The sequence below is a fragment of the Caulobacter sp. DMC95 genome (assembly GCF_056313785.1).
This window is the reverse complement of the sequence record NZ_JBQUZP010000002.1, coordinates 20,575-46,353: the sequence shown is the minus strand read 5'-3', so window position 1 is coordinate 46,353 and position 25,779 is coordinate 20,575. Positions and strand designations below refer to the sequence as shown.

Sequence of the window (25,779 nt, the reverse complement as noted above, 5' to 3'; positions counted from 1 at the left end):
ACGAGTCGATGTTTGGCAAGATCGCGGGCTTTGAGCTCCGCTACCAGCTGAAGTCGCCCGTGTTCTGGGTGGTGGCGGTCATCTTCTTTCTGATGACGTTCGGCGCGGCGACGATCGATCAGATCCGGATCGGCGGCGGCGGCAACATCCACAAGAACGCCCCGTACGCGATCGCCCAGACGCACCTGATCCTGGCGATCTTCTACATGTTCGTGACCACGGCCTTCGTGGCCAATGTAGTGGTGCGCGACGACGAAACGGGCTTTGGTCCGATCCTGCGATCCACGCGGGTTCGCAAGTTCGACTACCTGTACGGCCGGTTCACCGGCGCGTTCCTGGCGGCGGCGATTTCGTTCCTCGTCGTGCCGCTGGCCATTTTCGTGGGTTCGTTCATGCCCTGGGTCGACCCCGAGCGGCTGGGCCCCAACGATCTGAACGCCTATCTGTTCGCGTACTTCGCCCTGGCCCTCCCAGCGATCCTGCTGACCTCGGCGATCTTCTTCGCCCTGGCCACCGTCACCCGCTCGATGATGTGGACCTATGTCGGCGTCATCGCTTTCCTGGTTCTGTACATCGTCGCCGGCATCGCGCTGGATCGGCCTGAGTACGAGAAGGGCGCGGCGCTCTGGGAGCCGCTCGGTACGGCCGCCTTTGGCCTCGCGACCAAGTACTGGACCGCCAGCGAACGCAACAGCCTGACCCCGCCGCTGGCCGGCGCGCTGCTGTTCAACCGCGTGTTCGTGCTGGCTCTTGCAGCCGGCTTCCTGGCGCTCGCCTACAGCCTGTTCCGCTTCCAATCGGCGGAGCTGTCGGGTCAGCGCAAGAGCGCCAAAAAAGCCAAGGCCGCAGCGGCCGAGCCCGCGCCCGTCGCCTCCGGCCCGCTCCCGGCTCCGGTGTTCGATCGCAGGACAGCCTGGGCCCAGCTCGTCGTCCGCACGCGCCTCGACATGGGCCAGGTGTTCAAAAGCCCGGCCTATTTCGTGCTGCTGTTCTTAGGGTTGGCCAACGCCATGGGCTCGTTGTGGTTCGCCACCGAGGCCGGCCGCTACGGCGGCGTCGTCTATCCGGTCACCCGCATCCTGCTTGACCCGCTGCTGGGGTCGTTCGGCCTGATCCCGATCATCATCGCCATCTACTATTCGGGCGAGCTGGTCTGGCGCGAGCGCGAGAAGAAGACCCATGAGATCATCGACGCCACCCCGGTCCCGGACTGGGCGTTCGTCGCGCCCAAGACCCTGGCCATCAGCCTTGTCTTGATCTCCACCCTGCTGGTCAGCGTGGTCGCCGCCATGCTCAGCCAGGTGTTCCACGGCTACTTCAATTTCGAGCTTGAGAAGTACCTAGTCTGGTATGTCCTGCCGCAGGCCCTGGACTTTATCCTGATGGCCGTCCTGGCGGTGTTCCTGCAGACGATCAGCCCGCACAAGTTCATCGGCTGGGCCCTGATGGTGGTCTACATCGTCAGCACCATCACGTTCAATAACCTCGGTTTCGAGCACAAGCTCTACAACTACGGGGCCACGACCGGCACGCCGTTCTCGGACATGAACGGGCTGGGCAAGTTCTGGATCGGCGCCTGGTGGCTGCGGGCCTACTGGACGGCCTTCGCTCTGGTGCTTCTGGTGCTGGCCTACGGCCTGTGGCGGCGCGGGACGGAAAGCCGGCTTCTGCCGCGTCTGCGCCGACTGCCGCTTCGCCTCAACGGCGGCGCCGGGGCGCTGATGGGCGTGTCGCTGGTCGCCTTTGCGGGTCTGGGCGGGTTCATCTACGTCAACACCAACGTCTGGAACGAATACCGCACCAATATCGACGGCGAGAAGTGGCAGGCCGAGTATGAAAAGACCCTGCTGCCGTTCGAAAACGTGCCTCAGCCCAAGATCATCGCCCAGACCCTGGACGTCTATATCCAGCCCCATGCGCCCAGCCTCGAAACCAAGGGCTCCTACGTCCTGGAGAACAAGACCGGCGCGGCGCTGAAGGAAATCCACGTCCGCTTCGACCGCGATCTGCAGGTCAAGGGCCTGTCGATCGAGGGGGCGCGGCCCAAGAAGACCTTCGAGAAGTTCAACTACCGCATCTTCGCCTTCGACACCCCCATGGCGCCGGGCGAGCAGCGCAAGATGAGCTTCATCACCCTGCGGGCCCAGCGCGGCTTCCCCAACAGCGGGGCCGAGACGCGGGTCGTCGACAACGGGACCTTCGTCAACAACCTGGAGATCGCGCCGATCCTGGGCATGTCGCGCGACGGCCTGCTGAGCGACCGCGCCAAGCGCCGCAAGTACGGCCTGCCGCCCGAACAACGCATGGCCAAGCTGGGCGACGTCCCCACCCGGCAGTTCCACCAGCTGCGCAAGGACGCCGACTTCATCCGCTCCGACATCACGGTGACCACCGTCGCCGACCAGACGCCGATCGCGCCTGGCTACAAGGTGTCCGACACGGTCAAGAATGGTCGCCGCACCGCCCGCTTCGTCACCGAAGCGCCAATCATGCCGTTCGTCTCGATCCAGTCGGCGCGCTACAAGGTGGCCGAGGAGACCTACAAGGGCGTTCAGCTGGCGGTCTATTACGATCCCCAGCACGCCTGGAACATCGACCGGATGAAGACGTCGATGAAGCGGTCTCTGGACTATATGGGGACCAACTTCAGCCCCTATCAGTTCCGCCAGCTGCGCTACCAGGAGTTCCCCGACTACGCGCAGTTCGCGCAGTCGTTCGCCAACACCATTCCGTGGTCGGAAGGGATGTTCTTCATCTCCGACTACCGCGACCCGACCAAGATCGACATGGTCACCTATGTCGGCGCCCACGAGATTGGCCACCAGTGGTGGGCCCACCAGGTGGTCGGCGCCGACCAGCAGGGCGCGGCCATGCTGACCGAGACCTTCGCCCAGTACTCGGCCCTGATGGTGATGAAGCACACCTATGGCGAGGACCAGATCCGAAAGTTCCTCAAGTTCGAGCTGGACAGCTATCTGCGGGCGCGAGGCGGCGACGTCATCGACGAGCAGCCGCTCTACAAGGTCGAGAACCAGCCCTACATCTACTATCGCAAGGGCTCGCTGGTCATGTACCGGCTGCAGGACCAGATCGGCGAGGAGGCCGTCAACCGCGCCCTGCGCAAGCTGATCGCCGACTTCGCCTTCAAGGGCGCGCCCTATCCGACGACGCTGGACTTCCTGGCGGCGCTTCGGGCTGAAGCTCCGGCCGACAAGCAAGCGCTGATCACCGATCTCTTCGAGAAGATCACGCTCTACGACCTGAAGACCAAGACCGCTTCGGTGAAGAAGCGGGCCGACGGCAAGTTCGACGTCACGGTCGTGGTCGACGCCCAGAAGAAGTACGCCGACGGCAAGGGCAAGGAGACCAACGCCCCCCTCAACGAGACGATGGAGATTGGCCTCTTCACCGCCAAGCCGGGCGACAAGGGCTTCGCCGCCAAGAACGTGGTGCTGTACCAGCGCCGGCCGATCCGCTCCGGCGAGAACCGCTTCACCTTCACGGTCGACAACGCGCCGACCTTCGCAGGCATTGATCCGTACAATACGGTCATCGACCGCAATGGCGACGACAACACGGTCAAGGTCGGCGGATGAGCGACGGGGGCGAGATCCGGATGGATGCGGGGGCGCTCAATGCATTCCTGCGTCGCGCTTTTCCCGAGGTGGATCCTGAGCAGATGCCGCAGGTGCTGGAGGTCGAGGCGGGGCGGGCGCTGCTGAAGATGCCCTATGCGTCCCGGCAACTGCGGCCGGGCGGCGTAATCTCGGGCCCGACGATGATGAGCCTGGCGGACACCGCCGCCTACGCGATGATCCTGGCGCGGATCGGCGAGGTGGCCCTGTCTGTGACCACCTCGCTCAACATCCACTTTCTTCGCGGCTGCAAGCCGGGCGACCTCTATGCCGAGGCCGTCCTGCTCAAGCTCGGCCGTCGGATCGCGACGGTCGATGTCCTGATGTGGACTGAAGGACGCGAGCGCGCCGCCGCCAAGGCGACGGTCGCCTACGCCATTCCGTAACTACTGACGGGCCTTGGCCACGTCTTCACCGGTCTCGAAGCCCTTCTTCAGGCCTTCGGCCATGTTCAGGTGCTCCTGGACCTTCGGCGCGGTTTCGGCGGCGAAGGTCTTCAGCGCCGGCGTGTCACCGTCCTGGGCGTAGCGTTGCAGCAGGTTCAGGGCCGACTGGTGCGCGTCGACCATGGCGTCGGCGTACTCCTTGTCGAAGTCCTTGGCGTCGGCCTTCGACAGATCGTCCAGCTCGTCCTGCATGTCCTTGGACAGCATGGTCGGCGCCGTGAACGCCACGCCCGAGGCCGAGATCGCCGACTTCAGACCATCGCTGGTCTTCTTGTGTGCGGTCTCCATCATCATGGCGAACTTCTTGACCGACGGATTGTTCGAACGCGAGGCGGCCAGCTTGGCGGCTTCGATCTCGAACATGTCGCTGTCGGCCATCTTGGTGGCGAAGACATCGGCCTTGGTTTCATCGGCCATGGTCGGGACCGTGGCGGCGGGGTTGGCGTCCGGCGTCGCGGCCTGTTCGGCCGGCGTGGCGGCGCCCTTGGTTTCATCGGATTTCTGGCCGCAAGCGGCGAGGCTCAGCGCGGCGACGGCGGCGCCGACGACGAGAAAATGACGGGTCATGGCTGTCTTTCCCTGGAGTTCTTTTTGTAGTGAGGGTCTCTTCAAAGAGAGATCGGGGCCGGCGCCGCGGTTCGCCGTCGTGCCATAAAGAACATCACGGGGCCGTGATCGGTTCCTCAAGCTTGGGGTAAATTCGTATGGGCCAGGGTCCGTTGACCGGGTTGCGGGTGATCGAGATGGGCTCGCTGATCGCCGGCCCCTTCTGCGGTCAGGTCTTGGGCGACTTCGGCGCCGAGGTGATCAAGCTGGAGGATCCCAAGGTCGGCGATCCGATGCGCCAATGGGGGCGCTCCAAGCCCAAGGGTCTGTCGCCCTGGTGGCCGGTGATCGGCCGCAACAAGAAGTCCGTCACGGTGGATCTGCGCACCGAGGAAGGCCGCGATATCGCGCGAGCCCTGATCGCCAAGGCCGACGTCGTGGTCGAGAACTTCCGTCCCGGCACGCTGGAGAAATGGGGCATGGGCTACGAGGCCCTGTCCAAGACCAATCCGGGCCTGGTGATGGCGCGGGTGTCAGGGTTTGGCCAGACGGGACCCTATGCCAGCCGCGCAGGTTACGCTCTGGTCGGCGAGGCGATGGGCGGCCTGCGCCACATCACCGGCGAGCCCGATCGTCCGCCTGCGCGCGCGGGCATCTCGATCGGCGACAGCCTGTCGGGTCTGAACACGGCCCTGGGCGTGATGATGGCTCTCCACGCCCGCCAGCGCACAGGCCGGGGGCAGGTGGTCGACACCGCCATCTATGAAAGCGTGCTGACGGTGATGGAGAACCTGGTCACCGAGTACGACCTGACCGGCTATGTCCGCGAGCGGTCGGGCGCAGTGCTGCCCGGGATCGCCCCGTCCAACGTCTATCCGACCAGGAGCGGTGAGCTGGTGCTTATCGGCGCCAACCAGGACACCCTGTTCCGCCGCCTGTGCGAGCTGATGGGGCGGCCGGACCTGGCCGATGATCCGCGCTACTGCGACCACGCCGCGCGCGGTGCGCATCAGGCTGAGCTCGACGCCCGCATCGCATCCTGGACCGCCGATCAGGAGATCGAGGATCTGCTGCCGAAGCTCGAGGCCGCAGGTCTGGCGACCGGCCGCATCTATCGCGCGCCCGACATGCTGACGGACCCTCAGTACGCGGCGCGGGAGTCGATCGTGGCGGTGCCGCATCCAGTGTTCGGCGCGGTCAAGATGCAGAACGCCTTCCCGAGACTCACCGACACGCCGGGCGGAGTGCGCTGGCCGGGCCCCGCCCTGGGCGAGCATACCGACGCGGTTCTCGCTGACGTCATCGGCATGAGCGCCGAAGCGATCGCAACCTTGCGAACGGCTGGCGTCCTAGGCTGACGAGCACCAGGCGCGCCGCTTCAGAGCGCTTTCCGGAAATAGACGACGCGTTCGGTTTCCTCAAAGCCGATGGCCTGGTGGAAGGCGTGGCTCGTCACATTGTCGATGTCGGCGTCGGAGGCGAGCTCCGTGCAGCCCCGTCCGCGGCCCCAGTCCGCGACAGCGTCGCACAGTCGGCGCGCGACCTCGGCCAGCCGATGATCCGGGTCCACATACAGGCCTTCGACGAACGCCACTGGCGAGCTATCGCAACCGTTGACGTAGTCGTGGCGTAAGGCGGCTTCGGCGAAGCCGACGAGTCGACCATCGGCCGCCTCGGCGACATAGGCGACGAGATCATTCTCGGCTGCGAGCGCCTCCGCGATCTCCGCACGATGATCATCAAGCGTTCCGTCGGGCCACAGGGCGAAACGCAGGACGGCCCAGGCCTCAAGGTCTCGTGGCGCGGCGCGGCGTATCAGCATGATCAGACGCGTCCGGTGACCCCCGCCACGGCCCGGGCGATCTGGTGCACATTGTAGGGCTTACGCACGATCGGCGCGTCAAAACCCATTGGCGCGGCCTTGTCAGCGTAGCCGGTGGCGAAGACGAACGGGCGGCCCATCGAGCGCAGAATTTCGGCTACCGGGGCGACGGACTGACCGTTCAGGTCGGCGTCCAGCACCGCCACGTCGAAGTCTTGCTCGACCATCGCCAGCGCTTCGCCCAACTCGGCGGCGCAGCCGATCACTTCGACGCCGGCGTCCTCCAGCCCCGCCTCCAGCTCCAGGGCCAGCAGCAGGGAGTCTTCGACAATCAGCACCTTGAGGCCCGCGATGGCGCCGGGGCGCACGGTCTCATCGGCGGCGACGACGGTCTCCACGATGCGCTCAGGCGCGACGCTGACCGGCTCGACCGGCGGCGCGTCGGCCAGGGCCTCGGCGGCGCCCTGGATCATCGCGGTGACACCGCCCGGGCGGTAGTTGATCTTGGCCGAGCCGCCCAGCTCGCGGCCGGCGACGTCCTCGATCAGGGTGGCGCCGAAACCCTTGGTGGCCGGGGCGTTGGCGGGCGGACCGCCGGTCTCCAGCCATTCCAGGGCGAAGCCGCCGTCGGGCGTGCGCCGCCAGACCACCTCGACCTTGCCGTTCTCGGTGGACAGCGAGCCGTAGCGGACGGCGTTGACCGCCAGCTCATGCAGCGCCAGCGATAGGGCGGCGGCGGCGCGCGGTGTCAGGAACAGCTCGGGCCCATCCCAACGCGTCTGGGTCGGCGCCAGTCCCCCCAGTTCGGCGGCGGCGATCCGCGCCAGGGTCGCTCCCCGCCAGCGCGCGGCGCTGAGCAGGTCGTGCGCGGAGCTCATAGACTTCAGGCGCGCGGCGAAGGTCTTGAGGAACACGTCCAGCGAAGCGGACTTGCGGGCGGATTGCGCCGCCACCGACTGGACGACGGCCAACAGGTTCTTGATGCGGTGATCCAGCTCGGCGACCAGGCTCTCCCGCTGCTCTTCCTGCAGCTTTCGAGGGGTGATGTCCTGTACCACGCCGATCAATCGCGTGGGCTGGCCGTCTAGGCCCATCAGCATGACGCCGGCCGCGCTGTTCCAGGTCTCGCCCGCGCCCTCGTGCGGTGCGCGACGGTACTCAATGGTGAAGCGGCCGCTTTCGGCCAGTTGTCGGTCGACGCTGGCGCGCGCCGCCGGACGGTCTTCGGGATGGATGTACTGGTAGAGCGCGTCGCCGTCCTGGCTGTCCAACTCACCTTCAGGAATGCCCGAGAGCTTGGCCAGGCGCGAGCTGATCCTGAAGGTGTTGGTCGGGATGCACCACTCGAACTCGCCCAGGCTGGCGGCGGCGATGGCCAAGTCCAAGCGTTCGCTCTCCAGCGTCGGCTTGGCGCAGGGGCCGCAGAGGGCCTCGGTCGCGAGGGCGGCGAGGTCGGTCAGGGCCTGCAGATCGTCTTCTGAAGCCGGCCCGCCCATACCCGGACCTTCCACAACCAAGGCGCCGAGAGGCCGGCCGTCTGAGTCGCGGATCGGAACCCCCAGGTCGACGGGGGCGTTGGCGCTGACAACCTTGTGCGCCAGGTCGTTCTCCCGGGGGCTTTCCGGTCCGGCGTAGCCGATATAGGCCGCGCGCCAGATGCGCGTCTTGTCCACCAACACGATCGCGGCCTTGGGGGCGTCGAACAGCCGCGTCGCAAGCCGGACCAAGCGCGACAAGGCTGGACCGTTGACCGCACCGTCCATGACGCCCAGACCTCGCACAGCCTCAAGGCGCTCGGCTTCCAGGCGATCGTCGCTGGGTCTCTGGGCGTCGTCCATGATTCGACCTTAGCCCCGCTTCGCGTGTAGCGCGAGCGCCTTTGGGATTCCTCAGTGGTGAAGCTTGGGGCGTTGCGCTAACTTGGAACCCTAGCGCCAAGCTCGGCGTTGACGGGGCGCATCATCAGCGCCCGGTCGGTCGCGTCGCGAACAGGAGAGAAGACCTATGCCCGCCAGTTCCCCCGCCGCCAAGGAAGCCGCCAAGGCCAAGACCGCGACCCTTGAGGCGGTCGAGCACGCCGAGCGCAGCTTCACGCAAGCCGCCGACGCGGCCCGCGTCTCGCTGACCGAAGCGGCCAAGCGGGTGGAGAAGTCGGTATCGGAAGGGTTCGAAACCCTGCGCGCTCAGAGCCGCGCCTACACCGACACCGCCGGCCAGACCCTGGAAGAGGCGCAAGCCTACGCCGCCGAGCGTATCCGCGAGCGTCCGATCACCGCCACCCTCGCGGGCCTTGGCGTCGGCGTGCTGATCGGCCTGCTGATCGCCGGCGGCAGCCGTCACAACCGCTGATGTTCGAAAAAACCCTGATGACGCTGGCGGCGGCCGCGGCGATCGCCGCCGCCGCTGCGGTCAGCGTCGTCTCCGCCGCCTTTGCGCTGTATGCGTTGCTGGTTCCGTTGGTGACTCCGGCGGGCGCTGCGGCCATTGTCGCCGCCGTGGCCGCGCTGATCGTGGCCATCGCCGGCATGATCGCCGCGCGGAAGGTCGAGAGCCATCGCGCCGCCAGCAACCAGGCCCCGCCGCCGGCCGGCTTCGACATGACCGGCAAGATCGTCGAGATCGTCCGTGAGCGGCCGATCATGTCGATCGGCCTGGGCCTAGCCGCAGGGATCTTCGCCCTGAAGAACCCCGGCCTGACGGCCACCGTGGCCAAGGCCTTCCTCGACCCCAAGCCGCCGCAACGCTGAGCTGAGGCGCCGTGAGACGCGCGCCCCGGGCCCGTCCCGGCGGTGCGGCTCTGATCCGTCTGGCGGCGGAAACCCCAGCTTTTCAAGGGTATTTCTCAACTAAAGTTGAGCGTTCGGGACCACGGAGCCGCTTACGCTTCGCGCCTGCGCGCACTAGATGCCTTCCCGCGCGTTCCCGCTCCTCCCTTCATGGGAACGCCTTCCCATGGAGTGAACATGCCGTACACGCTTCCCGACCTGCCCTACGCCTATGACGCGCTGGAGCCGACCATCTCGGCCAACACGCTGCGCTTCCACCACGACAAGCACCACGCCGCCTACGTCACGGCCCTCAACGGCCTGCTGAACGGCGACGATAAGGGCTCGCTGGAAGCGGTCATCAAGGGCGCCGGCCCCGGCAAGGTGTTCAACAACGCCGCCCAGGCCTGGAACCACGCCTTCTTCTGGGACGGCCTGTCGCCGACCAAGACCGCGCCGGGCGCCGAGCTGGCCGCCGCCATCGACGCCACCTTCGGCGGCTTGGACGCGCTGAAGGAAAAGTTCGTCGCCGAGGGTATCGGTCACTTCGGCTCGGGCTGGGTGTGGCTGGTCTCGGACGCCTCGGGCGCCCTGAAGGTCATCTCGACCCACGACGCCGAGAGCCCCGTCACGGAAGGCCTGACGGCCCTGGTCGTCGCCGACGTCTGGGAGCACGCCTACTACCTGGACTACCAGAACCTGCGGAAGGGCTTCCTCGAAGCCGTCTTCGACAACCTGATCAACTGGACCCTGGCTGACAGCCAGTACGCGGCCGCCAAGTCGGGCGCGCAGGGCTGGGCCTATCCGGCGCCGACCTGACCGGACAATGGCGGCGCGAGCGTGTTCGCGCCGCCGCAGTCCTCATGGTCGGCGATCGATCGCCCAAGTCCGCCAAGCCTCGAAATGGCCGTGCGCATAGGCCATGGCCGTCACGCGCACGCAGCCGGGTTCGACCTCGATAACGTTGAATCCCGGCGCAGCGCCCCGCTCGCGGTGAGACAGGGTGCCTGACCCAATCGCCTGGGTTCGTCCGTCTCCGAACGGCAGCGCCGTAACGAACGGCAGATGGATGTGTCCCGAGAGGATCACATCCGCGCCGGCCCCGACAAACCGATTGGCCGCATCCACGCCGCCGCGCACGCGGGCCGTCATCGGCCCGCCCAGAATCTCCATCAGCGGATGGTGACAGACCACCACGCGCAGGTCGCTGGCCGGCGCGGCTTCCAGCTCACGCACCACGCGTCGGATCTGATGTCTCGCCACCGCGCCCTTTGACCAGTTCCAGCGCAGCTGGGCGGCGCGGGCGGTGTTCAGCGTCGTGAGCGTCACTCCAGCGCCGCTCCAGCGCGCGCCGTCCTCCGCGCCGAAGCGGTCGGAAAAGCGTCGCCAGGGGTGGGTGAATCGTTCCCACAGCTCGCCGGGCCCAACGAACGGCGTGTCATGATTGCCCGGCGTCAGGACCATGGGCCGAGGCAAGGTGTCCAGCCACGCGGCCGCAGCATCGAACTCGCCCGCCTTGCCATCCAAGGTGATATCCCCCGCCACCACGACCAGATCGGGGGCGGCCGCTCGGATCCAGGCGCCGGCGGCGGCCACGGCCTCGACGTTCTCGCCGCCGAAATGGATATCGGAAAGCTGGACCAGCTTCATCAGTTGGCCGGAACCAGCGCGCGAAAGGCTTCTGGCCGGAAGCGGATCGAGGTCTCTGGGTCGAGGCGCGCGGGCTCGCCGTCCAGAATGGCCGGGATTCGCCCATTGGCCCAGATCTGGCCCGACCGGCAACGGCCGACCGACACCGAGGGGTCCTCGCGCCATTGGCCAAAAGCGGCGTTCATGCCCAGGCGGAACACCTCCACCGCGCCGCTGGGGTCAAGGGCGGCGGCCTCCAGCGCCTGCTCCTCGGCGTCGAGCGCGCTGGACACCAGCGGGCACAGAAACGTCAGGGCTTCGGCCTTGCCCCTGGGGCGACCGTCCAGCGCATAGCGCAGGCGGCCGGAGAAGGCGCGGCGGAGAGCGCGGCGGGCGCGAGCGATCGCCAGGTCGATGCGCCCCTCGCGGGCGGCTTCGCGCGCCGTCGCCCAGAGGGCCGGGCTGCCGAGGATGGCGGCCACGAAGAACAGGCGTCCGCCCACCTCGCCGCCGGAGATAGCCCGCGCCTCACCGTCGCCCAGACAATCGCCCATGACCTCCTGCCAGGGGCGCTCGCCATAGAGCGCATGCGGCAGCATGTTCATGGTTCCGCCCGGCAACGGCGCGATCATCGGGCCATCGGCGCCCGCCATCTCCGCAGCGGCGCGCGCTGTGCCATCACCCGCCAGGACCAGAACCGCATCCGGAGCTCCATCGATCACCGTCCTGAGGCAATCGATCAGCTCGCCCGGCGCTGGAGCGTGGACGACGCCGGTCACGCCGTATTCGGCGAGCAGACGTTCGGCGATCTCGGGGGCGTCGGGTCCGACCGAGCCCGAGGCGATGTTGGCGACGACGTCGATGCGCTTCATGCGCACACCCCCTCATGAAAACCCACGCCACGCAACGGCTCGATCCGCCCATGGTTCCGCTTGTGGCGCGGAACCCCCACCCGTCGGAGCCGTTAGCTGGCCTGGGACAGCTCGAAACGGAGAGCCAAGATGAAGATGACCATGATCGCCCTGATGGGCGTGGGTGTGCTCGCCGCGGCATGCACCTCGACGGGTAACGTGGAACGGAACGCCGCTGGCGGCGCAGCGCTGGGCGCGATCGCCGGCGCGGTGATCGGCAACAATGTTGGCGGCGGCAGCGCCAGCACCGGCGCGGCGGTTGGCGCGGCGATAGGTGGCACGGCGGGCGCCGTGAAGGGCTGTCGCGAGGATGGCGGCTGCGGTGCGGCCAACGTCAACCGTCGCCAGTACTACGACGAGCGCGCGGGCCGATACTACTACTACGACGCCGGCAGCGGTCGGTACTACTGGGAGAACGGCGCGCCCCGCTCCTGATTGCGGCGTCAGAGTTCTGTGTGAAGGCGATCGGCCCAGCCGGTCGCCTTTCTCATACGGGGATCTCCAAGGAGGTTGGCATGAAGACCCTAAGAACCGTGATCTTCAGCGGCGCACTTTTGGCGACGGCGGGATGCGCCCAAACCGATGGGCCCTTCCGCGTTTTGCGAAAGCCGGTAACGGTGACCCCGTCGGCGTGCACGGGCTTCCAGGCCTCGATCTATTTCGACCGCGACAGCGCTGCGCTCACCCGGGAGGCGCGGACGGTCCTCAGGAACGCCAGCGCGCAGGCGCAAGACTGCGTCGTGCGTTCGGTCCGTGTTGTGGGGTTGGCTGACGCTGTGGGCGCGCCCGCCGCCAATCTCGCGCTATCGCGCCGTCGGGCCGAGGCGGTGTCTCAGGCGCTGGGCCGCGCCGGCTTCAAAAAGGTGGATGTCGATCTGGCTGCGGTCGGCGATGCGGGCTCGATTTCCGCGTATGGAGCCGCTGCTCCCCTGCGACGGCGCGCAGACGTTCTGTTCGATCTCGCGCCCCGCTGACGGGCGCGGGCTGTGGCGCTCGCGCCTCATGCGCCAGTGCAGTATCGGAGCGCCACTAGGACCAAACGAAGAAAGGCGGTCCGACAAGCCGGCCCGCCTGGAGTTCGCATCAACAAAGGGGGGTGCGAAGGCGGCCGACCAGCTTTCGCTGATCTCAAGTCGGGGGGGCGTCGCCGCCTTCGCAATTCAAAAACGATCCAGCGTGGGGTTGGTTCCCGGCCGAGGTGAAATTTTTCTGATCGGCCGTTCACCGCCGTTCGACGGAACGGCCTCAGGCGCAAGACGTTGAAATTGCAGGGCGGACACCGGGTCCGCCTGGCAGGGGAGCAGCGTCGTGATCCGCACCTATGTGGCCGAGCATGGCGGTACAGTTTTCGTTTCGACGCCAAGCCAGCGTCAAAAAAGAACCCGTTCGCGGATCATGGCTCTCGTCGTGATCGCCGTGGTGGGAGCCTCAGCCGGGACGGTGCAGGCCTTCCACAATCATCAGCGCGCGGACGCCATCCCCATGTGGACACCCTAGGAGGTCGCAGTCATGCCCGCCGATATTCACCACCATACCGCCCCGAACGAGCCGGCCCCGCGCCTGAACGCTACGCGCGCGCGCCAAGGCCGCTGGGGCAAGCATATCTTCTGGGTCCTGATCGTCTCCACCGTGTTGGCGGCGATCGCCCTGTTCGGCGCCTGGAGCTACCGCGCCGACGATCTGGCGGCGGTGGAGGTCAACAACGGCGTTCAGACACCGGCGGAGGCTGAGCGTTATGACACCCAGCCCTCGCCCGCGCGGCAGACGCCGTAAGCGGGGCCCAAGACAGAAAAGAAGGGCGGTCTCCGCAAAGAGGCCGCCCTTCTTCTTGGCCGAAACGTCAGCCGGCTATTTCTTGATCCAGCCGCCGTCGAGCGGCTTCCAGTACTGGCCAGGCGCGAGGCGGGCGTAGAGCTGCTTGGCGGTGGCCTGGCCGGCGGCCTCGGCGGTTACGCCGGTCTTGGCGGCGATGTCCTTGTAGGCGGCGGCCCGGCCGGTGTTGATCTCGGCCACGGCGGCGCGCAGCGCGGCGTCGCCGCCAGCCACGATGCCGAGATAGCCGTCGGCCTGCTCGCCCACGGTTCCCGCCGTCTTGGCGGCGTCGACGGTCGCCTTGGCGGCGGCCGATTGCGCCATGGCCAGGCCCGCGCCGGCGGCGGTCATCGCCAGGCCCAAAGCCAGAACCGTCATCGTCTTGCGGATCATGTCGGTCCTCCTTGCTTAGAACAGGTTGGGGTTCTGCTGGATCAGCGACTGGACTTCCTTGTCCAGCCGCACGCGCACGTCGGCGTCCAGCTTGGCGTAGATGTTGATCGGATCGACCTTGACGCGAACGGTGGGCGTGCAGGCGGCCGCGCCGAGCGCTCCCGTCGCGATCAGGGCCATCAAGAGGGCGCGCTTTCTCATGCGTCTGGTCTCCAGTTCGTGGGCAGGATGACGGGTCACGGTTGAACCGGACCTGAACGGGGCGGGGCAGAATCCTCGCCGGCGAACGAACGCCGCCAAGCGTCGAGAAGCTCGTCGAAGTTCAGCGACGTGTCGAGGGTCAGGTCGACGGGCGTCTTGGCCGGCAGGGCGATGCGCTTGTCGAACGCGCGGCCGCGCAGCAGGTCGAGAATGCCGACCTTGGCCTTCTCGGCCACCTTGGGGGCGTGCTGGCCTTTCACATGGAAGAGGATGCCCAAACGACCGTTGTCGGTGCTGTTGACCCCGGCCTCCAGCTGTTCGAACGCGAGGTTCTCCATGGCCTGATAGGCGAAGTCCTGGATCGCATTGACCTGACCGGGAGGCTGGGTCGGTGGCGCGCCCGGCGCGTCAGCGGGGCTGGCGGCGACGTCGGAGAGGGCGGTGCGGGCGATCTCCAATCGCCCGGGCTGGATCGCCCGCACCTGGCCGTTCTGGAACCGCAGGCCCTCGGGTCCGAAGGTGAAGGGCAGGCGGCCGTCGACGACGGCGTCGATCCTGATGCGATCGGCCAGCGACGAGGCGGCGATCAGTTCGCCGAGGTCCAGATGCTCAATGACGACCGCACCCTTGATGGTCTTGTCCGCCCCCAAGGGCACGTCGATCGGCTCGATCGACACCCGCCCCTTGGCGGCCTCAAACGTCGCCTTGGAGACATGCAGAATCTCCGCGCCGAGCTGGAACACCGACTCGACGCCGGTGAGCGGCACCAGCGAGTCGATCTTCACCACCCGCATTGTCTGACCGGGCGCGCTGGCCAGGGGGGCGAGGCTGGTGAAGTCGATCGCGCCGTCCAGGGTGGCGACGAAGCCGATCGGGCTGGTGAAGTCGATCTTGTCGGCGACCAGGCGTCCCTGGCTGGTCGCGCCGTCCGGATCCCAGGCGAAGACGCCGGTGAAGCTGGCGGGGCCTTTGGCCTCGCGGGCGAAAGCGGCCATCGGCGACAGCTCCGACGGCTGCAGGCCGCCCGGCGCGAAAGCCAGTTTTGAGGCGTCGATATCGGCCCGGCCGTTGCCGGTGGCCACCACATGGCGCAGGCGGATCTCGCCCAAAGGCGCGCCGACGGGCGTCGTGGCCTGGAAGCCGCCGGTCCAGAGGCCGCCCGACAAGCCAAGGCGTCCCTTGGCGAGGATTGGGTTGAAGCGGCGCTCGGTGGCCGCGTCGGCGACAGCGGCGCTGTCGATCCGCACCTCGGCCCGTTCGAAGCCGCCCGCTCCGCCCAGCGAGGCCTCGCCCTGGATCGTCTGCAGGCGGGCCTGAGCGGTGGCCAGGTCGCCTTCGCCGTCCTTGAAGCGCAACGCCGCGCTCCAGCCGTCCGGCCCGGCGGCCACGAGCGGCGCGGCGCTCGGACAGACCATCGCCTTGAGGTCGGTCACAGGGCTTTCACCCAGCACATAGGCCTTGGCTGCGATCGGCGCGCATTGACGCGTGACCAGGGTGAAGCGCCCGCCCGCGATCCGCGCCTGGCCGTCGATCTGACCGGTGACGCCCTGGATCGGCGGCAGGTCAAAGCCCTCCGTGGCGATGGACAGCGGTGACGTCACGACGCCGCCCGCCGCCCGCCAGTCGCTAGCCGCCAGACGCACCGTCGGCAGGCCGCCGCCCGACAGCGCCGCGCGCAGAGCGCCGCGCGCGCCGTTTGGCCCGGCGTCCACGAGCACGCCGTTCGGCGCGGCGGCGGTCAGGACGACGCCGTTCGGAGCTGTCAGGTGCGCCTCCCGCGACAGGGCCACCCGCGTGCGACCGCCCGCGATCTCGAGGCCAAGCCCTGGCGCGGCCAGCGTGAAGGACCGCAGCGCCCGGCTGAGCGCTGGGCCATAGGCGGGGTTGGGGATCAGGGCCGCCAGCCGGTCCGCGTCCGGTCCGGAGATCCCGCTTTCGCCCGAAGCCGCGCCCGCCAGGCTGAGCGTCAGGCCCCGGGCGTTCTGGCCGATCCGGCCGCCAGCGGTCAGGCGCGCCGACGCCAGCGCCAGCGCGCCCATGGCCAGCCGCTCGGCGCGGGTCTCGATCGTCAGCGGGCCGTCGAGGCGCGCGCCTTGCGGGTCCGCGACCAGGGAGAGGTTGTCCGACGCCGCCAGGCCGCTCAGGTTCCGTACCGCCGCGCCGGCCGCGATAGCCTGTCCCGCGCCCAGTTCGGCGGTGGTCGCGCCGCGCAGGCTCAGCCGGCCATCACGACGCCCGCCCACCACGCGAGCGAGCTTCAGAGCCAGGGTGATGTCCCGCGCCTGCAGCGACGGGGCGTAAAGCCGCTCGCCACGCAAGCCCGCGCGGCCCTTGCCCATGAAGGCGAAGTCCTGCGGCCCGCCGTCCAGGCTTCCGTTCCAATCGAGGTTGGCGGCCAGGCTTTCGATCTGGCTTTCGCTGAGCCGCGCGCTGGTGGCGCGCAACGCCAGCTGGGCCGCCAGCGGACCACGCGCCGTCATGCGGACGAGATCCGGGTAGGGCAGGTCGGCGCTGAGCTGGGCGGTCGTTTCCGCCAGATCGGCCGCTGAGGACTCCAGGCTGTTCAGCGCCAGGGTGACGTCGACCGTCAGCCGATCGCCGCGCTTTCGAGCGATGACGGTCGCGCCCTTGGCGTCGATCGCCAGATCTTGGACCGCGTAGCGCAGCGGCGCCAGATGCGCGTCGAGGCGCAGCAGCTGGCCGTTGTCGAGGCTGGCGTCGCCGCTGATCCGTACGCGACCACCAGGGGTGGTCAGATCCAGTCGCGCCCCCTCCACCAGCACTGTCGGGCTCGGGACATCGGGGCGCCGCGGCGCTTTCAGCGCCTCATCGATCAGCGGCTGCAACGCGCCCAGCCGCAGGCCCTTGTCGTTGAGGGAGGCGGCGATGCGCGGCCGCACCAGGCGCACGGCCTTGGTCTGGAGTCCAAACGCGCCCCCGCTCCAGGGCGTGGACAGGTCGTAGGCGACCTCCAGCCGGTCGGCGGCGAAGATCGGCGCCTGGCGCGGACCCAGCCGCACCTTGCCGACGAAGCCGGTGGCGTCGACATCCTCAAGCTCGACGGCCGCCTCGATCCCGCGCTCCCTTAGCCAGGACTCGGCCAGATCGCGACTGATCTCGCGCCGGCCCGACCAGACGACGAGGCCCGTCGCGATGAACGCCATCATCGACAGCGAAACCGCCTCCAGGCCCAGATCGACAAGGCGCGCGCGCCGGCGTGCGGCCGCGGCGGGCGGCGAGGGCGCGGTGTCTGGCGTCGGGTCGATCGAGGGTTCAGCCATCACGTCCTGGCGTCTGGTGTCCTAACAAAGCCCCCGGCCAAGCTTTGGATCCCTATTTCTTGAAGCCCAGCACGTCCTGCATGTCATAGAGGCCGGGCGGCTTGTTCTTGACCCAGACGGCGGCGGCGATGGCCCCGCGGGCGAACAGGCCCCGGTCGATGGCTGAGTGCGACAGGGTCAGGCTCTCGCTTTCGCCGGCGAAGATCACGCTGTGCTCGCCGATGATCCCGCCGCCGCGCACCACCGAGAAGCCGATGTCGCCATCCTTGCGGGGACCGGTCACGCCGTCGCGGCCCCGGTCAGCCACTTCGGCGAGCTTGACCCCGCGACCCTGCGCGGCGGCTTCGCCCAGCATCAGGGCCGTGCCCGACGGCGAGTCGACCTTGCGCTTATGGTGGGCCTCATAAACCTCGATGTCCCAGTCCTGCGCAGGCAGGGTGGCGGCGGCCTGACGCACCAGGCCCATCAGCATGTTGACCCCCAGCGAATAGTTGCCCGAGCGGACGATCGGGATGGTCTTGGCGAGCGCGTCGATGCGCACCAGTTGCTCATCCGAAAACCCGGTCGAGCCGATCACCAGGGCCGGGCCGCCGTTGGCGGCGGCTTCTTCGGCCAGGGCGACCGAGGCCTCGGGCAAGGTGAAGTCGATCACCGCCTCGGCGGCGGCCAGGGCGACCTCGCGCGCGACCAGGCCCTCGCCCTCGACGCCGGGACGCTCAAAGCGGGCGGCGACTACGGCGTCAGCGCGTCCCTCCAGCGCCTGGGCGACGGCGCGACCCATGCGGCCGTTGGCGCCGGCGATCGCGATCTTCACGGGCTGGGACAAGGCGGGCTCCAGGAGAAAACAGACCTGCGGCAAATCACCCGTTCCGCCCCTTCAGGTCAACCTCACGCGGCCTTCCGTAACGGCGCCGGGCTTGACGCAACGCCAAGTCCAACAAGCGTTTGCGGGGATTTTCCCGATCCGACCCGGTTGTGAGGTCCGTCCCCCCTCGTTACGGTGCGGACATATAAGGGCGTGTCCGCAACGATCGGCGCGCCCCCTTGATCAACTTGCGCAGCAGGAATGGGGAACGCCGGATGAGCGACGCGGAACGCAAGACCTTCACGGACGCGGAGGCCCTGGCCTTCCACCGTCACCCCACCCCCGGCAAGATCGCTATCGTGCCGACCAAGCCTATGGCCACCCAGCGCGACCTGAGCCTGGCCTATTCGCCCGGCGTCGCCGTGCCCGTCCACGCCATCGCCGCCGATCCGGACATGGCCTACGAGTACACCTCCAAGGGCAACTTGGTGGCGGTGATCTCGAACGGCACCGCGATCCTGGGCCTGGGCGATCTGGGGGCCCTGGCCTCCAAGCCGGTGATGGAAGGCAAGAGCGTCCTCTTCAAGCGCTTCGGCGACGTCGACTCGATCGACATCGAGGTGACCACCAAGGATCCCGACGAGATCATCACGGTGGTCAAGAACATCGGCGTCACCTTCGGCGGCATCAATCTGGAGGACATCAAGAGCCCCGAGTGCTTCCGCATCGAGACCGAGCTGCAGGAGCTGCTCGACATCCCGGTGTTCCACGACGACCAGCACGGCACGGCGATCATCTGCGCGGCCGGCCTGATCAACGCCTGCCACATCACCGGCAAGAAGATCGAGGACGTGAAGGTCGTGCTCAACGGCCCCGGCGCGGCCGGCATCGCCTCGCTGGAGCTGATCAAGGCCATGGGCGTGCGGGCCGAGAACTGCATCGCCGTCGACTCCAAGGGCGTGCTCTATCGCGGCCGCACCGAGGGCATGAACCAGTGGAAGAGCGCCCACGCGGTCGAGACCGACAAGCGCACCCTGGCTGAAGCCGTGGTCGGCGCCGACGTTCTCTTGGGTCTGTCGGCCAAGGGCGCCTTCACGCCTGAGATGATCGCTTCGATGGCCCCCAATCCGGTCATCTTCGCTATGGCCAATCCCGATCCGGAGATCACGCCCGAAGAGGTCAAGCGGGTCCGAAAGGACGCGATCATGGGCACGGGCCGCAGCGACTATCCCAACCAGGTCAACAACGTCCTGGGCTTCCCCTACATCTTCCGCGGCGCGCTGGACGTGCGGGCCCGCCGCGTGAACCACGAGATGAAGATCGCCTGCGCCCAGGCCCTGGCCATGCTGGCCCGCGAGGACGTGCCGGACGAGGTGGCCGCCGCCTATCATGGCCGTCAGCTGAAGTTTGGCCCCGACTACATCATCCCGTCGGCCTTCGACCCACGCCTGATCTGGTACGTGCCGCCGTTCGTCGCCCAGGCGGCGATGGACACCGGCGTTGCCCGCAAGCCGATCGCCGACATGGACGCCTATCGCGCCAGTCTGGCCCAGCGCCTGGATCCGACCGCTGGCTTCCTGCAGAAGATTTCCGGCTCTGTGCTGGCCAATCCCAAGCGCATCGTCTTCGCCGAGGGTGAGGACCCCAGCGTCATCCGGGCGGCCTACGCCTATCAGAGCGGCGGGTTCGGCAAGGCGATCCTGTGCGGTCGCGAGAACCTCGTGCACGAGAACATGAAGCTGGTGGGTCTGGACCCCGACGCGGCGGGGCTGGAGATCATCAACGCCCGTCTGTCCGACCGCAATCCGGACTATGTCGACGCACTCTACGCCCGCCTGCAACGCCAGGGCTATCTGAAGCGCGACGTCCAGCGCCTGATCAACCAGGACCGCAACAGCTTCGCCGCCTCAATGGTCACCCTGGGCGAGGCCGACGGCATGGTCACCGGCGTCACCCGCAGCTTCGACCAGGCGCTGGAAGAGGTGCTGCGTGTGGTCGATCCCGCGCCCGGCGGCCGGATCATGGGCATGTCGGTGGTGCTGGCAAAGGGCCACACCCTGTTCGTCGCCGACACCAACGTCACCGAGCTGCCCGAGGCCGAAGAACTGGTCGAGATCGCCTGCGAGGCGGCCCGCGCCGTCCGCCGCCTGGGCTTCAAGCCACGCGTGGCCTTCATGAGCTATTCGACCTTTGGCAATCCGATGGGCCTGCGCTCGGAGAAAGTGCGCGAGGCCGTCGCCATGCTCGACGAGATGGATGTCGACTTCGAGTACGAGGGCGAAATGCCGCCCGAGCTGGCGCTCGATCCGGAAAAGCGCGCGAACTATCCGTTCATGCGCCTGACAGACAGCGCCAATGTTCTGATCATGCCGGCCATCCACGCCGCCTCGATCTCGACCAAGCTGGTCCAGTCGCTGGGCGGCGCCACGGTGATCGGCCCGGTGCTGCTGGGTCTCTCCAAGTCGGTGCAGATCGCGCCGCTGTCGGCCTCGGTGTCCAAGATCCTGAACATGGCCATGATGGCGGCCTACGATCAGCCGGTGGACGACGGCGAGGGGTAAGGGTCAAACTCCCTCTGCTGAGAAGCAAACGCGACGCGACTCCCTCTCCCAGCGGGAGAGGGCCGGGGAGAGGGCGTACGGCCTTGGCCCGGGCGCGCCGGCAGGGCGGCGGCTTTGAAACCCCTCTCCCGACCGCTTCGCGGCCACCCTCTCCCTCTGGGAGAGGGAATTGGGCGCCGTGAACGCTCGGAATTGGCGGGGCTGAGATCAATGATTTCAACCGCTTCTCACTTTTACGCGCCAACTTGTCCCCGGCGCTAAATCCTGCTGCACAATCATAGCCATCCCCGTCGCGGGGGAGGGCGTTTGGATCCGGCCCAACGGTCTGCTTGCAGACCGGTCTCTCGCAAGGAGTCACGGCGGCGGGGCTAGGTTGAGCGGGGCCGCGTGGTCTCGAAGCGGTTTCGACCGGGGTCTGTTCGTTGGATAGATCCGGGATCTCGGAAGAAGCCGTGGAGAGACGAGCGCGGAGCGACAGGGTGGTGATCGTACAAGCCGCCTATCGTGGATCGTCGGGCTGGACACGGAAGTCGCCGCTCCAGTTGGTCCGCGCCCGTCCGGGGGCTCCTGGGGTCCCGAGCTGAAAGACGCTCACGCCCCCCATCCTCACGGGCAAGAACAACCTGGCGGAGCGGACAGTCGAGCCGAAACGCAAACACAAACTCACGGTCTCCGGGTTCGCCCGGCCGCTCCGTCGCCTCCCCATGAACTTCAGCGAGCGATCGCGTGAGGCCGATGAAATGCGTCCAGAACGCCCCCTCCGTCTCGTCGCGTATCCGCGCCGATCCACCTCCCCCGCACGCGGGGGAGGATGACAGATAACCCTCCTCACCCGTGCAACGGGGGAGGTGGCGCGCGGCGCAGCCGCGTGACGGAGGGGGCGCTACGCCGCAACCCGCGACAACGCGCCTCTTGAGCGACTCGCCAAGTCGGCCAAATCTTCTTGCGTCGGAACGTTTGTCGGAGGCTCTTCGATGGCGAGTAAGGCGTTCGAGCTGCAGATGATGGGCTACGGCCTGACCACGGCCGAAATTCACTACCACCTGCCTGACCACCCCGCTCTGCTGCAGCTCTATGTCTGGCAGGAGTATGATCTGGCTCCGAAATTCCCGACCCTGAAGGGGTTCCTGGACTTCTGGGCCAAGGAGCTGGACGGGGTGCTGCATTCGGTGCGGATCGCGCATAACCGGCTGATCAGTCCTCGCGAATGGCGGGCCGTGAACGGGGTCTTCACGCTGCAATGAGCATCGCCGGGGTTGCGCGGCGGCTTCCCCGCCCGTAACTCCCCGCACGATGAGCCTGTCAGCCCATGGGGCCAAGATCTGCGGACTGTCGACGCCCGAGACGGTGAAGGCCGCCTTCGACGGGGGCGCTGCGTTCCTGGGTTTCGTCTTCTTCGACAAGAGCCCGCGCAACGTCGCGCCCGAGGTCGCCGCGCGGCTCATTGAGCCGGTTCGCGGCCGCGGCGTGCGGACCGTGGCGGTCACGGTCGATCCGGACGACGCGCTGATCGACCGCCTGATGGCGACGACGCGGCCCGACCTGATCCAGGTCCACGGCAAGGAAACGCCCTCGCGGGTTCGCGAGATCGCCGCCCGGGCCGGGGTCGGGGTGATCAAGGCGTTCTCGGTCTCATCGTCGGCGGATGTCGACCAGGCGGCCGCTTTCGACGGCGTCGCAGAGCACCTGATGTTTGACGCAAAGCCCGTGGAGGGATCGGTGTTGCCCGGCGGCACCGGCGCGCGTTTCGACTGGGGCCTGTTGGCCGGCCGGCGCTTTTCGCGGCCGCATTTCCTGGCCGGCGGGCTCGACCCGTGGAGCGTTCGCGAGGCCATCAGGACCTCCGGAACGCCCCTGGTGGACGTTTCTTCTGGCGTGGAGCGTGGTCCCGGCCTAAAGGACCCGGCTCTGATCACGGCGTTTCTCGACGCCGTCAAACGCGCCCAAGACTGAACAGCCCAGCTCGGAAGCTCTCGTGAACGCTCCTGCGAAACCCAATGACTATTCGGCCTATCCCGACGCGGAGGGCCGCTTTGGCGGGTTCGGCGGCCGCTATGTCGCCGAGACCCTGATGCCGCTGGTCCTGGACCTGGGCAAGGCCTATGCCGACGCCAAGGCCGACCCGGAATTCCAGGCGCAGCTGAAAAGCTACAACACCCACTATGCCGGCCGGCCCAGCCCGCTCTATTTCGCCGAGCGCCTGACCGAGCACTTCGGCGGGGCCAAGATCTATTTCAAGCGCGACGAGCTGAACCACACCGGCTCGCACAAGATCAACAACGCTCTGGGCCAGATCCTGCTGGCCATGCGCATGGGCAAGACCCGGATCATCGCCGAGACCGGCGCTGGCCAGCACGGCGTGGCCACCGCCACGGTCTGCGCCCGCTTTGGCCTGCCCTGCGTCGTCTATATGGGCGCCACCGACGTCGAGCGTCAGAAGCCGAACGTGTTCCGCATGAACCTGCTGGGCGCCGAAGTCCGCCCGGTGAGCTCGGGCACGGGCACGCTGAAGGACGCCATGAACGAGGCGATGCGCGACTGGGTCACCAACGTGCATGACACCTACTACCTGATCGGCACGGCCGCCGGTCCGCACCCCTATCCGGTGATGGTCCGCGACTTCCAGAGCGTGATCGGCGCCGAGGCGCGCGAGCAGATCCTCGAGATGGAAGGCCGCCTGCCTGACGCGGTGGTCGCCTGCATCGGCGGCGGCTCCAACGCCATTGGCCTGTTCCACCCGTTCCTGGGCGACGAGGGCGTGCGCCTGATCGGCGTCGAGGCGGCCGGCCACGGCGTCTCGACCGACAAGCACGCCGCCTCGCTGACCGGCGGCCGTCCGGGCGTGCTGCACGGCAACCGCACCTATCTGCTGCAGGACGACGACGGCCAGATCATCGACGCCCACTCGATCTCGGCCGGCCTCGACTATCCGGGCATCGGCCCCGAGCACTCGTTCCTGCACGAGATCGGCCGCGCCGAATATGTCTCGACCACGGACACCGAGGCCCTGGAGGCCTTCAAGCTGTGCTCGACGCTCGAAGGCATCATCCCGGCGCTGGAGCCGGCCCACGCCCTGGCCCGGGTCGGCGAGATCGCCCGGGAGCTGGGCAAGGGCAAGATCGTGGTGATGAATCTCTGCGGTCGCGGCGACAAGGACATCTTCACGGTGGCCGAAGCCCTCGGGCGCAAGATCTAGGACCGACCTCGCGTGACCAAAGACCGTATTGACCGCCGTTTCGCGGCGCTTAAGGCCGAGAACCGCGCCGGCTTCGTGACCTATGTCATGGCCGGCGATCCTGGCGCGGCCACGACCCTTGATGTGCTCAGGGGCCTGCCCGCCGCGGGCGCCGACCTGATCGAGCTGGGCTTTCCCTTCTCAGATCCGATGGCGGAAGGACCGACCATCCAGCGCGCCGCCCAGCGGGGCCTGAAGTCCGGCATGACCCTGCAGGGGACGCTGGACCTGGTGGCCGCCTTCCGGGAAGGAGACCAGGACACCCCGGTCATCCTGATGGGTTATCTCAATCCTGTGTTGAACAAGGGCTTCGAGACCTTCGCAGCGCTCGCCGCCAAGGCCGGGGTCGATGGCCTGATCATCGTCGACTGCCCGCCGGAAGAAGCCGATCCGCTGTCGGACGCGCTGGAGGCCGAGGGTATCGCGCTGATCCGCCTGGCGGCACCGACCACCGATGACGGCCGCCTGCCAATGGTGGTGCGCCGGACCTCGGGCTTCGTTTACTACGTCTCGGTCGCCGGGGTGACCGGCGTGAAGTCGGCCGACGCGGCCGATGTGGCGCCCGCCGTCGAGCGGCTGCGCAAGGCCTCGGGCCTGCCGGTCGCTGTGGGCTTTGGCATCCGCACGCCGGACCAGGCCGCAGCGGTGGCCAAGGTCGCCGACGCGGCCGTCGTGGGCTCCGCGCTTGTGGATGAAATCGAGTCGGCGGCGCAGTTGAACGAAAACGTGACCGAGAAGGTTCTTCTAAAAGCGTCGGAGCTGGCTAAGGCTGTGCGATCGGCGCGAGTCGGGACGAAGTGAGGCTTTAAGGCTATGGCTATGGCTGAACCCCAGGACCCGAAAAAGGGCGACAAGAAAACAGCGGAGCGCCGGGGCGGCGGCTGGCTGTCACGGATCGCGCCTGGCGTGCGCGGCGCGTTCGCCAAGCGCGAGACGCCTGAGAACCTCTGGGTCAAGTGCCCCGATACGGGCGAGATGATCTTCCGCTCCGACCTGGAGGCGGCCCTGTGGGTCACGCCGGCCGGTCGCCACATGCGGATTGGGCCGGAAGCCCGCTTCAAGTTCACCTTTGACGAGGGCCAGTACGAGGCCCTGCCGACTCCGCCGGTCGTCGAGGATCCGCTGAAGTTCTCGGACGGAAAGCCCTACAAGGACCGCCTGATTGCAGCCCGCAAGGCGACCGGTGAACCGGACGCCATGGCCATCGGCTACGGCAAGGTCGGCGGCGTCGACGCCGTGGTGCTGGTGCAGGACTTCGCCTTCATGGGCGGGTCGCTCGGCATGGCCGCCGGCGAGGGCTTCATCGCCGCCGCCAAGGCCGCCCTCGAGCGTGAAGTCCCGCTGATCGCCTTCACCGCCGCCGGCGGCGCCCGCATGCAGGAAGGCGCGCTGTCGCTGATGCAGATGGCTCGCACCACGCTCGCGATCAACGAGCTGAAGGACGCGGCGCTGCCCTACGTTGTGGTCCTAACCGACCCAACTACCGGCGGCGTCACCGCCTCCTACGCCATGCTGGGCGACATCCACCTGGCCGAGCCGGGCGCCCTTATCGGCTTCGCGGGGCCCCGCGTCATCGAGCAGACCATCCGTGAGACCCTGCCGCCGGGCTTCCAGCGGTCGGAGTACCTCGTCGAGAAGGGCATGGTCGACCGCGTCACGCACCGCAAGGAGCTGCCGGAGGTTCTCGGCTCGCTGCTGGGCACCCTGATGATGGGCCGCAAGCGCAAGGCGGCCTGA

General features: G+C 67.8%; 25 protein-coding genes and 1 pseudogene. 17 read left to right on the top strand and 9 right to left on the bottom strand.

Features of this window, described 5'->3' with window-relative positions:
* The first annotated feature begins 8 nt into the window (after positions 1–8).
* Both ACT53N_RS04115 and ACT53N_RS04110 read left to right on the top strand, forming a co-directional pair.
* A complete protein-coding gene (locus ACT53N_RS04115; protein ID WP_476062713.1) occupies positions 9–3,596 on the top strand; it encodes an ABC transporter permease/M1 family aminopeptidase in 3,588 nt (1,195 codons plus the stop codon).
* Entirely contained in the window at positions 3,593–4,021 is a 429-nt protein-coding gene (locus ACT53N_RS04110; RefSeq protein WP_476062712.1) for a PaaI family thioesterase, read from the top strand. Before ACT53N_RS04115 ends, ACT53N_RS04110 begins: the two co-directional genes overlap by 4 nt.
* On the opposite strand, the gene ACT53N_RS04105 is transcribed toward ACT53N_RS04110, so the two are convergent.
* Entirely contained in the window at positions 4,022–4,648 is a 627-nt protein-coding gene (locus ACT53N_RS04105) for a DUF4142 domain-containing protein (protein ID WP_476062711.1), read from the bottom strand.
* Between the two features lie 137 nt (positions 4,649–4,785).
* Here ACT53N_RS04105 and ACT53N_RS04100 point away from each other — a divergent pair, with 137 nt between their 5' ends.
* A complete protein-coding gene (locus ACT53N_RS04100; protein WP_476062710.1) occupies positions 4,786–5,985 on the top strand; it encodes a CaiB/BaiF CoA transferase family protein in 1,200 nt (399 codons plus the stop codon).
* Between the two features lie 20 nt (positions 5,986–6,005).
* Here the strand turns inward: ACT53N_RS04100 and aac(6') are convergent, their stop codons facing one another.
* Both aac(6') and ACT53N_RS04090 read right to left on the bottom strand, forming a co-directional pair.
* Positions 6,006–6,449, bottom strand: coding sequence for an aminoglycoside 6'-N-acetyltransferase (gene aac(6'), locus ACT53N_RS04095; RefSeq protein ID WP_476062709.1), 444 nt, complete (start codon positions 6,447–6,449; stop codon positions 6,006–6,008).
* Positions 6,450–6,451: 2 nt separating this feature from the next.
* Entirely contained in the window at positions 6,452–8,287 is a 1,836-nt protein-coding gene (locus tag ACT53N_RS04090) for an HWE histidine kinase domain-containing protein (protein WP_476062708.1), read from the bottom strand.
* Positions 8,288–8,453: 166 nt separating this feature from the next.
* On the opposite strand from ACT53N_RS04090, the gene ACT53N_RS04085 reads away from it, so the two are divergent.
* The 3 genes from ACT53N_RS04085 (at position 8,454) to ACT53N_RS04075 (ending at position 10,033) form a co-directional block, all read left to right on the top strand.
* A complete protein-coding gene (locus ACT53N_RS04085) occupies positions 8,454–8,798 on the top strand; it encodes a hypothetical protein (protein WP_476062707.1) in 345 nt (114 codons plus the stop codon).
* Positions 8,795–9,196 carry a hypothetical protein gene (locus ACT53N_RS04080; protein ID WP_476063385.1) on the top strand — a complete coding sequence of 134 codons (402 nt, stop codon included), beginning with the start codon at positions 8,795–8,797 and terminating at the stop codon, positions 9,194–9,196. The genes ACT53N_RS04085 and ACT53N_RS04080 overlap by 4 nt, the downstream gene beginning before the upstream one ends.
* 216 nt (positions 9,197–9,412) lie before the next feature.
* Positions 9,413–10,033, top strand: a complete 621-nt coding sequence (locus tag ACT53N_RS04075; protein WP_476062706.1) for a superoxide dismutase — start codon at positions 9,413–9,415, stop codon at positions 10,031–10,033.
* A gap of 42 nt (positions 10,034–10,075) precedes the next feature.
* On the opposite strand, the gene ACT53N_RS04070 is transcribed toward ACT53N_RS04075, so the two are convergent.
* Positions 10,076–10,864: a metallophosphoesterase family protein gene (locus ACT53N_RS04070; RefSeq protein WP_476062705.1), complete on the bottom strand. Its 789-nt coding sequence runs from the start codon at positions 10,862–10,864 to the stop codon at positions 10,076–10,078.
* Positions 10,864–11,715, bottom strand: a complete 852-nt coding sequence (locus ACT53N_RS04065) for a diacylglycerol/lipid kinase family protein (RefSeq protein ID WP_476062704.1) — start codon at positions 11,713–11,715, stop codon at positions 10,864–10,866. Before ACT53N_RS04065 ends, ACT53N_RS04070 begins: the two co-directional genes overlap by 1 nt.
* 129 nt (positions 11,716–11,844) lie before the next feature.
* On the opposite strand from ACT53N_RS04065, the gene ACT53N_RS04060 reads away from it, so the two are divergent.
* From ACT53N_RS04060 to ACT53N_RS04045, 4 genes are all read left to right on the top strand, one after another.
* The gene (locus ACT53N_RS04060) at positions 11,845–12,189 is read left to right on the top strand and encodes a YMGG-like glycine zipper-containing protein (RefSeq protein ID WP_476062703.1); all 345 of its coding nucleotides are present in this window, start codon (positions 11,845–11,847) and stop codon (positions 12,187–12,189) included.
* An 80-nt stretch (positions 12,190–12,269) separates the two neighbouring features.
* Positions 12,270–12,728, top strand: coding sequence for an OmpA family protein (locus ACT53N_RS04055; protein ID WP_476062702.1), 459 nt, complete (start codon positions 12,270–12,272; stop codon positions 12,726–12,728).
* Positions 12,729–13,062: 334 nt separating this feature from the next.
* Entirely contained in the window at positions 13,063–13,251 is a 189-nt protein-coding gene (locus ACT53N_RS04050) for a hypothetical protein (protein WP_476062701.1), read from the top strand.
* A gap of 12 nt (positions 13,252–13,263) precedes the next feature.
* A complete protein-coding gene (locus ACT53N_RS04045; protein WP_476062700.1) occupies positions 13,264–13,527 on the top strand; it encodes a hypothetical protein in 264 nt (87 codons plus the stop codon).
* A 75-nt stretch (positions 13,528–13,602) separates the two neighbouring features.
* Here ACT53N_RS04045 and ACT53N_RS04040 read toward each other — a convergent pair whose 3' ends face one another.
* From ACT53N_RS04040 to dapB, 4 genes are read right to left on the bottom strand one after another with little or no spacing between them, the layout of a single operon-like run.
* Positions 13,603–13,959 (bottom strand): YdbL family probable chaperone protein, encoded by a 357-nt coding sequence (locus ACT53N_RS04040; RefSeq protein ID WP_476062699.1) that lies wholly within the window; start codon positions 13,957–13,959, stop codon positions 13,603–13,605.
* A gap of 15 nt (positions 13,960–13,974) precedes the next feature.
* Positions 13,975–14,160, bottom strand: coding sequence for a YnbE family lipoprotein (locus tag ACT53N_RS04035; RefSeq protein ID WP_024265977.1), 186 nt, complete (start codon positions 14,158–14,160; stop codon positions 13,975–13,977).
* 35 nt (positions 14,161–14,195) lie between these two features.
* Complete coding sequence (locus ACT53N_RS04030) at positions 14,196–17,444, bottom strand: intermembrane phospholipid transport protein YdbH family protein (protein ID WP_476062698.1); 3,249 nt, start codon at positions 17,442–17,444, stop codon at positions 14,196–14,198.
* Positions 17,445–17,493: 49 nt separating this feature from the next.
* The gene (gene dapB, locus ACT53N_RS04025; protein WP_476062697.1) at positions 17,494–18,267 is read right to left on the bottom strand and encodes a 4-hydroxy-tetrahydrodipicolinate reductase; all 774 of its coding nucleotides are present in this window, start codon (positions 18,265–18,267) and stop codon (positions 17,494–17,496) included.
* Positions 18,268–18,521: 254 nt separating this feature from the next.
* Here dapB and ACT53N_RS04020 point away from each other — a divergent pair, with 254 nt between their 5' ends.
* From ACT53N_RS04020 to ACT53N_RS03990, 7 genes and pseudogenes are all read left to right on the top strand, one after another.
* Entirely contained in the window at positions 18,522–20,807 is a 2,286-nt protein-coding gene (locus ACT53N_RS04020; protein ID WP_476062696.1) for an NADP-dependent malic enzyme, read from the top strand.
* A gap of 217 nt (positions 20,808–21,024) precedes the next feature.
* Positions 21,025–21,237: pseudogene (locus tag ACT53N_RS04015) on the top strand (hypothetical protein); the annotation flags it as partial.
* Positions 21,238–21,781: 544 nt separating this feature from the next.
* Positions 21,782–22,051: an usg protein gene (locus ACT53N_RS04010; RefSeq protein WP_310213670.1), complete on the top strand. Its 270-nt coding sequence runs from the start codon at positions 21,782–21,784 to the stop codon at positions 22,049–22,051.
* A gap of 49 nt (positions 22,052–22,100) precedes the next feature.
* Entirely contained in the window at positions 22,101–22,760 is a 660-nt protein-coding gene (locus tag ACT53N_RS04005) for a phosphoribosylanthranilate isomerase (protein WP_476062695.1), read from the top strand.
* A 22-nt stretch (positions 22,761–22,782) separates the two neighbouring features.
* A complete protein-coding gene (trpB, locus tag ACT53N_RS04000; protein WP_476062694.1) occupies positions 22,783–24,003 on the top strand; it encodes a tryptophan synthase subunit beta in 1,221 nt (406 codons plus the stop codon).
* A gap of 12 nt (positions 24,004–24,015) precedes the next feature.
* Positions 24,016–24,843: a tryptophan synthase subunit alpha gene (gene trpA, locus ACT53N_RS03995; protein ID WP_476062693.1), complete on the top strand. Its 828-nt coding sequence runs from the start codon at positions 24,016–24,018 to the stop codon at positions 24,841–24,843.
* Positions 24,844–24,855: 12 nt separating this feature from the next.
* Positions 24,856–25,779: an acetyl-CoA carboxylase carboxyltransferase subunit beta gene (locus tag ACT53N_RS03990; RefSeq protein ID WP_476062692.1), complete on the top strand. Its 924-nt coding sequence runs from the start codon at positions 24,856–24,858 to the stop codon at positions 25,777–25,779.

What these genes read in the sequence shown, in the direction of transcription:
- ACT53N_RS04085 (WP_476062707.1), top strand. Translation starts at nt 8,454, where the DNA reads ATGCCCGCCAGTTCCCCCGCCGCCAAGGAAGCCGCCAAGGCCAAGACC.
- ACT53N_RS04065 (WP_476062704.1), bottom strand. Translation starts at nt 11,715, where the DNA reads ATGAAGCGCATCGACGTCGTCGCCAACATCGCCTCGGGCTCGGTCGGA.
- ACT53N_RS04075 (WP_476062706.1), top strand. Translation starts at nt 9,413, where the DNA reads ATGCCGTACACGCTTCCCGACCTGCCCTACGCCTATGACGCGCTGGAG.
- ACT53N_RS04020 (WP_476062696.1), top strand. Translation starts at nt 18,522, where the DNA reads ATGAGCGACGCGGAACGCAAGACCTTCACGGACGCGGAGGCCCTGGCC.
- ACT53N_RS04115 (WP_476062713.1), top strand. Translation starts at nt 9, where the DNA reads ATGTTTGGCAAGATCGCGGGCTTTGAGCTCCGCTACCAGCTGAAGTCG.
- ACT53N_RS03990 (WP_476062692.1), top strand. Translation starts at nt 24,856, where the DNA reads ATGGCTATGGCTGAACCCCAGGACCCGAAAAAGGGCGACAAGAAAACA.
- ACT53N_RS04105 (WP_476062711.1), bottom strand. Translation starts at nt 4,648, where the DNA reads ATGACCCGTCATTTTCTCGTCGTCGGCGCCGCCGTCGCCGCGCTGAGC.
- ACT53N_RS04110 (WP_476062712.1), top strand. Translation starts at nt 3,593, where the DNA reads ATGAGCGACGGGGGCGAGATCCGGATGGATGCGGGGGCGCTCAATGCA.
- ACT53N_RS04010 (WP_310213670.1), top strand. Translation starts at nt 21,782, where the DNA reads ATGGCGAGTAAGGCGTTCGAGCTGCAGATGATGGGCTACGGCCTGACC.
- ACT53N_RS04045 (WP_476062700.1), top strand. Translation starts at nt 13,264, where the DNA reads ATGCCCGCCGATATTCACCACCATACCGCCCCGAACGAGCCGGCCCCG.
- ACT53N_RS04040 (WP_476062699.1), bottom strand. Translation starts at nt 13,959, where the DNA reads ATGATCCGCAAGACGATGACGGTTCTGGCTTTGGGCCTGGCGATGACC.
- ACT53N_RS04100 (WP_476062710.1), top strand. Translation starts at nt 4,786, where the DNA reads ATGGGCCAGGGTCCGTTGACCGGGTTGCGGGTGATCGAGATGGGCTCG.
- ACT53N_RS04055 (WP_476062702.1), top strand. Translation starts at nt 12,270, where the DNA reads ATGAAGACCCTAAGAACCGTGATCTTCAGCGGCGCACTTTTGGCGACG.
- ACT53N_RS04005 (WP_476062695.1), top strand. Translation starts at nt 22,101, where the DNA reads ATGAGCCTGTCAGCCCATGGGGCCAAGATCTGCGGACTGTCGACGCCC.
- ACT53N_RS04035 (WP_024265977.1), bottom strand. Translation starts at nt 14,160, where the DNA reads ATGAGAAAGCGCGCCCTCTTGATGGCCCTGATCGCGACGGGAGCGCTC.
- ACT53N_RS04070 (WP_476062705.1), bottom strand. Translation starts at nt 10,864, where the DNA reads ATGAAGCTGGTCCAGCTTTCCGATATCCATTTCGGCGGCGAGAACGTC.
- ACT53N_RS04090 (WP_476062708.1), bottom strand. Translation starts at nt 8,287, where the DNA reads ATGGACGACGCCCAGAGACCCAGCGACGATCGCCTGGAAGCCGAGCGC.
- ACT53N_RS04060 (WP_476062703.1), top strand. Translation starts at nt 11,845, where the DNA reads ATGAAGATGACCATGATCGCCCTGATGGGCGTGGGTGTGCTCGCCGCG.